Raw genomic sequence first — 4,050 nt, forward strand, 5'->3', positions numbered from 1 at the left:
AAATCTAATTTTACACGGCAGGGAGGATTGTCCGTTCCAAATGAAACGGCAGTTCTCCCTGTCCATTTGAATGGATCAATTCGAAAAGGATAACAGGTGGTACAACAAGATAAAAAATAACCTAAACAAGCAGAAACCGGCGTGATCTAACACGCCGGTTTCTGCCGAAACTCTTTTTGCTTGCTTATGGAACGCCGTCGAATCAAGGATCCTTTGTTTTTGACGCTACCAAATGATAACTTTCATAGGACGCCTCACCCGCGACGGTCCTTTTTCTTTGGGTTATTTCACCAGGATCTTTTTGATCCGGCCCACATACATGGTGTGGTAGTCCTTGTCCGGGTAGTATCTTTCGTCATAGCCCTCTGCGGTGAAATACTGGGGCGCCAGCTCCTGGGCGTAGAGCTTTTCGCAAAGGATCACCAGCCGGGCCTCTTTGAAGTAAGGGGTGTCCCCCTCATAGTCCAGGGTGAAGCCGCAGGCGGCGATTTTGTCCATATCCCGGCCCGACTTGGTGCCGCAGAGGCTGAGGGCCTCCCGGTAGGAGGAATCCATGACGCAGAGGGAAAACTCCTTTTCCCCATCCACAAACTCTTTGGTATAGCGCTGGGGGCGGATATAGATGGTGCAGACGTCCTGATTCCAAAGGACTCCCACGCCGCCCCAGCTGGCGGTCATGGTGTTGCATTTTTCCCGGTTGCCGGCGGTGATGAGGAGCCAGTCCTTGCCGATGAGGGTAAATGGGTTGTCTTGAAGCTCCTGGGGAGCGATTTCACGAAACATCCGGTTGCCTCCTTCTCTTGTTTTTCACCAATCAGTATACGTCTTTCACAGCCTTCTTGCAACCGGCGTGGAAAATTTGTGCCTATCCTACAAAAAGCGCCCCAAAGCCGAGGCAAAAACTTGACAGGGCATTTCGCTGCCCCATGGAGCAAAAAAACAAGAGGCTTTTTGTGAGATTTTTCCCTTGTTTTTTTAGAAACCATACAACTGAAAATTCGTAAAATTTCCACAATCATTTTGAAAAGCACTCACTGCGAGGATTTGCTAAAAAAAATTTAGGGTATTCTGAAAAAAACGTCAAGGGGGCGTTGAAAATTCTGTGGAAAATGTGGAAAGTTTCTGCAAAATCCAAAGGGTGAAAAGTTTTTTGAAGAATTTTTCTTCATACCCCTTTTATTTTCACTTGTTTGGTGAAACCATCAAAAAATGAGATCAAAAATTTATGCATATCACAAAATCACCGAAAAAGGTGCGGCCGTATTGCATCTATAGTCCTAGAGTGATACAATATGTGGTATCCGATGTGATAAAAATCCAAGATGATGTACATTTAAATACACACCTGAGAAAGCGGAGGAATGGAAGATGCAGATGAATCAAAACGGCAGGACGGTGCTGGAGCGCCGTTACCTGGTCAAAGATGAACATGGTGAAAATATCGAGACGGTAGAAGGGCTCTTCCGCCGGGTGGCAGACGCCATTGCGGAGGCGGACCGGGATTTTGACCCCAAGGCGGATGTAGAGGGGCTGTCCGACCGGTTTTATGACATGATGACCAACCTGGAGTTTCTCCCCAACTCCCCCACCCTCATGAACGCCGGGCGGCCTTTGGGTCAGCTTTCGGCCTGTTTCGTGCTGCCCATTGAGGACTCTATGGAGGCGATTTTTGAGACGGTGAAAAACGCCGCCCTCATCCACAAGTCCGGCGGCGGCACCGGATTTTCCTTCTCCCGGCTGCGGCCGGCCGGGTCCACCGTCAAGACCACCGGCGGCGTGGCCAGCGGACCGGTGAGCTTTATGCGGGTCTTTAACATGGCCACCGAGGCGGTCAAGCAGGGCGGCACCCGCCGGGGCGCCAACATGGGCATCCTCCGGGTGGATCATCCCGATATCCTGGACTTTATCGACTGCAAAAAAAACAACGCCGACATCACCAACTTCAACATTTCGGTGGGCATCACCGAGGACTTTATGAAGGCGGTGGAGCAGGACGCCGACTACGACCTGATCGATCCCCACACCAAAGAGGTGGTGGGACATCTTTCCGCCAAAGCGGTCTTTGACAAGATCGTAGAGGCCGCCTGGAGAAACGGGGAGCCGGGCATCATCTTCTTAGACCGGCTCAACCGGGATAACGTAGTCCCCAGCCAGGGGGAGATCGAGAGCACCAACCCCTGCGGGGAGCAGCCCCTGCTGCCCTATGAGTCCTGCAACCTGGGCTCCATCAACCTGTGCAATATGCTCAAAGAAACCTCCGGCGGCTGGGAAATCGACGAGGAGAAGCTGGCAAAGACGGTAAAGCTGGCTGTCCACTTCCTGGATAACGTCATCGAGGTCAACAAATACCCCCTGGATCTCATCGACAAGGTGACCAAAGAGACCCGGAAGATCGGCCTGGGGGTCATGGGCTTTGCCGATATGCTGGCCCGGCTGGGGGTAGCTTACAACTCTGAGGAGGGCGTGGCCCTAGGCGAAAAAATCATGGACTTTATCACCGCCCACGCCCGGGCCGCCAGCGAGGAGCTGGCCAAAGAGAGAGGGGCTTTCCCCCTCTTCGCCGAGAGCATTTATAAAGACGGGGCGCCTCTGCGCAACGCCACCTGCACCACCATCGCCCCCACCGGCACCCTCTCCATCATCGCCGGATGTTCCTCCGGGGTGGAGCCGGTCTTTGCCTATGTGTTCATCCGCAACGTCATGGATAACACCGAGATGATCGAGGTCAACCCCATCCTTCGGGAGACCTTGGAAAAACGGGGGCTTTACAGCGACGGGCTCATGCGGAAGATCGCGGCCCAGGGGACCCTCCAGCACATCGACGAGATTCCCCAGGACATCAAGGACGTCTTTGTCTGCTCCCATGACATTTCCCCCACCTATCACGTGAAGATGCAGGCGGCGTTCCAGCGCCATACCGACAACGCTGTCTCCAAAACCGTCAACTTCACCCACGACGCCACCATTGAGGACGTCCGGGAGGTGTATATGTTGGCTTACCGGCTCCAGTGCAAGGGCGTCACCATCTACCGGGACGGCAGCCGGGACAGCCAGGTCCTCAACATCGGCTCGGTGAAGAAGGAGGGGGACGCCAAAGCTCCCGAAGCCGCCGGGCTCCAGCTGCCTCAGACCAAGATCCTGCCCCGTCCCCGGCCGGAAATCACCTCCGGCATGACCGAGCGGATGCGGATCGGCTGCGGCAACCTGTATGTCACCGTCAACTACGATGAAAACGGCATCTGCGAGGTCTTCACCTCCACCGGCAAGGCGGGAGGCTGTCCCTCCCAGTCGGAAGCCACGGCAAGGCTTGTCTCCATCGCCCTGCGCTCCGGCATTGACCTGGATGAGATCATCGACCAGCTGCGGGGCATCCGCTGCCCCTCCACCATCCGCCGTCAGGACGTCAACTGCACCTCCTGCCCGGACGCCATCGCCAAGGTCATCAAGAAGGTGGCGGACTTCCAGAGCCTTCACAAGAACGAGGCCATGCCCTTCGTTGCGGAGGACGCCCAAAAGCGCCCCGCGCCCACCCATCCCGGCGCCATGAAGTACTGCCCTGAATGCGGCGCCGAAATGGAGCATGAGGGCGGCTGCGTCTCCTGCCGCAGCTGCGGTTACTCCAAATGCAACTAGCGGCGAGTCGCCGCTGACATATCGCGCTGCGGCGCAATGAAAAACAAAAACGCGTGTGCCGCGACAATGTCGCAAACGAGACTTGGAGCGCGTCATGCCCGCCGCTAGGCGTGCCACCTACCGGTGGGGGATGTCGCGGATAGGCGCAATGGGTAACTTAATCGCGTGTGACGCGGCGGTGTTTCGAACGAGACTTGGGGCGCGACTTGCTGCCCGCCAGGAGCGCGTGTGCCGCGGCAATGTCGCGAACAGGACTTGGAGCGCGTCATGCTCGCCGCCAGGCGCGCCGGCTACCGCCGGGGGATATCGCGCTGTGGTTTCAATCGCAGCTCAGTTGCGGGCATCGCGAACAGTGTTACAAAATAAAACCCAGGGCGCGTCTTCCCGCCCCGGGAGGGGCCGTGGGCGGTTTCGGCG

At 56.2% G+C, this 4,050-nt stretch carries 2 protein-coding genes; one reads left to right on the top strand and one right to left on the bottom strand.

Annotation, left to right across the window (positions count from 1 at the left end; translation table 11 throughout):
- Positions 1–282 precede the first annotated feature (282 nt).
- Positions 283–783, bottom strand: a complete 501-nt coding sequence (locus ACZ25G_RS00690; RefSeq protein ID WP_191510300.1) for a flavin reductase — start codon at positions 781–783, stop codon at positions 283–285.
- A gap of 585 nt (positions 784–1,368) precedes the next feature.
- On the opposite strand from ACZ25G_RS00690, the gene ACZ25G_RS00695 reads away from it, so the two are divergent.
- The gene (locus ACZ25G_RS00695) at positions 1,369–3,633 is read left to right on the top strand and encodes a vitamin B12-dependent ribonucleotide reductase (protein WP_463681186.1); all 2,265 of its coding nucleotides are present in this window, start codon (positions 1,369–1,371) and stop codon (positions 3,631–3,633) included.
- Positions 3,634–4,050: the final 417 nt, after the last annotated feature.

Source organism: Zongyangia sp. (assembly GCF_965361945.1).

What these genes read in the sequence shown, in the direction of transcription:
- ACZ25G_RS00690 (WP_191510300.1), bottom strand. Translation starts at nt 783, where the DNA reads ATGTTTCGTGAAATCGCTCCCCAGGAGCTTCAAGACAACCCATTTACC.
- ACZ25G_RS00695 (WP_463681186.1), top strand. Translation starts at nt 1,369, where the DNA reads ATGCAGATGAATCAAAACGGCAGGACGGTGCTGGAGCGCCGTTACCTG.